The sequence below is a fragment of the Marinirhabdus gelatinilytica genome (assembly GCF_003353425.1).
GTDB classification, from domain to species: domain Bacteria; phylum Bacteroidota; class Bacteroidia; order Flavobacteriales; family Flavobacteriaceae; genus Marinirhabdus; species Marinirhabdus gelatinilytica.
The window spans coordinates 1-1,966 of the sequence record NZ_QRAO01000015.1 but is presented as its reverse complement, the minus strand read 5'-3'; the positions used below and the strand labels follow the sequence as shown (position 1 = coordinate 1,966).

Annotated in this window: 1 tRNA gene and 1 rRNA gene; both read right to left on the bottom strand. The window is 51.2% G+C overall.

Annotation, left to right across the window (positions count from 1 at the left end):
• Positions 1-5: 5 nt before the first annotated feature.
• Positions 6-79 (bottom strand) — tRNA-Ile (locus C8D94_RS15070).
• 101 nt (positions 80-180) lie between these two features.
• Positions 181-1,703 (bottom strand): 16S ribosomal RNA (locus tag C8D94_RS15065).
• Positions 1,704-1,966: the final 263 nt, after the last annotated feature.

Sequence of the window (1,966 nt, the reverse complement as noted above, 5' to 3'; positions counted from 1 at the left end):
TATCGTAGTCTCAGGCAGACTCGAACTGCCGACCTCTACATTATCAGTGTAGCGCTCTAACCAGCTGAGCTATGAGACTGCATTATATTATAAAATTGACAGCTAAACCAAAAATAGCACCCTGTTCTGAAAAGCATACGCTTCTCGTCGCACCCTTCTGCCCTCGCGGGCTTTCTCTAGAAAGGAGGTGTTCCAGCCGCACCTTCCGGTACGGCTACCTTGTTACGACTTAGCCCCAGTTACCGGTCTTACCCTAGGCAGCTCCTTGCGGTCACCGACTTCAGGTACCCCCAGCTTCCATGGCTTGACGGGCGGTGTGTACAAGGCCCGGGAACGTATTCACCGGATCATGGCTGATATCCGATTACTAGCGATTCCAGCTTCACGGGGTCGAGTTGCAGACCCCGATCCGAACTGAGACAGGTTTTAAGGATTCGCTCCACCTCGCGGTGTGGCTGCCCTCTGTACCTGCCATTGTAGCACGTGTGTAGCCCAGGACGTAAGGGCCGTGATGATTTGACGTCATCCCCACCTTCCTCACGGTTTGCACCGGCAGTCTGGCCAGAGTTCCCGACATTACTCGCTGGCAACTGACCACAGGGGTTGCGCTCGTTATAGGACTTAACCTGACACCTCACGGCACGAGCTGACGACAACCATGCAGCACCTTGCAATCAGTCCGAAGAAGGGGGTGTTTCCACCCCTGTCCGAATGCATTTAAGCCCTGGTAAGGTTCCTCGCGTATCATCGAATTAAACCACATGCTCCACCGCTTGTGCGGGCCCCCGTCAATTCCTTTGAGTTTCATTCTTGCGAACGTACTCCCCAGGTGGGATACTTATCACTTTCGCTTAGCCACACAGACCGGAGTCCGTACAGCTAGTATCCATCGTTTACGGCGTGGACTACCAGGGTATCTAATCCTGTTCGCTCCCCACGCTTTCGTCCCTCAGCGTCAATACGTTGTTAGTGATCTGCCTTCGCAATCGGTATTCTGAGCAATATCTATGCATTTCACCGCTACACTGCTCATTCTAACCACTTCACAACGATTCAAGACAACCAGTTTCAATGGCAATTCTATGGTTGAGCCACAGACTTTCACCACTGACTTAGCTGCCCGCCTACGGACCCTTTAAACCCAATGATTCCGGATAACGCTCGGACCCTCCGTATTACCGCGGCTGCTGGCACGGAGTTAGCCGGTCCTTATTCTTACGGTACCGTCAGACCCCCACACGTGGGGGCGTTTCTTCCCGTATAAAAGCAGTTTACAACCCATAGGGCAGTCTTCCTGCACGCGGCATGGCTGGATCAGAGTTCCCTCCATTGTCCAATATTCCTCACTGCTGCCTCCCGTAGGAGTCTGGTCCGTGTCTCAGTACCAGTGTGGGGGATCCCCCTCTCAGGGCCCCTACCTATCGTAGTCTTGGTAGGCCGTTACCCTACCAACGAACTAATAGGACGCATACTCATCTCCTACCGTAACCTTTAATCCTAAATACGATGCCGTAATAGGATACCATACAATGTTAATCCAAATTTCTCTGGGCTATCTTGTAGTAGGAGGTAGATTGTATACGCGTTACGCACCCGTGCGCCGGTCGTCACCAGGGAGCAAGCTCCCCGTGTTACCCCTCGACTTGCATGTGTTAGGCCTGCCGCTAGCGTTCATCCTGAGCCAGGATCAAACTCTTCATCGTGTAGTCTTAAATAATATCCAAGCACTACGAAAAGCTCTCCTCAAAAAATTCTCAGGTACTATTCTTAGTTTAGTTTCGATACAGCCGCCACGGTTTCCCGGGACGACCATACGCTGTCAATTCCAATATCTCAATGAACTTGTCTCTTGTCATCTCCGCTACTCCGGACCCGTGTTTCTGAGTCACTCATCCGTTTTGCGGGTGCAAATATACAACCATTTTCCAAACCTGCAAGCAGTTTTAAAAAAATATTCCAAAAAAAA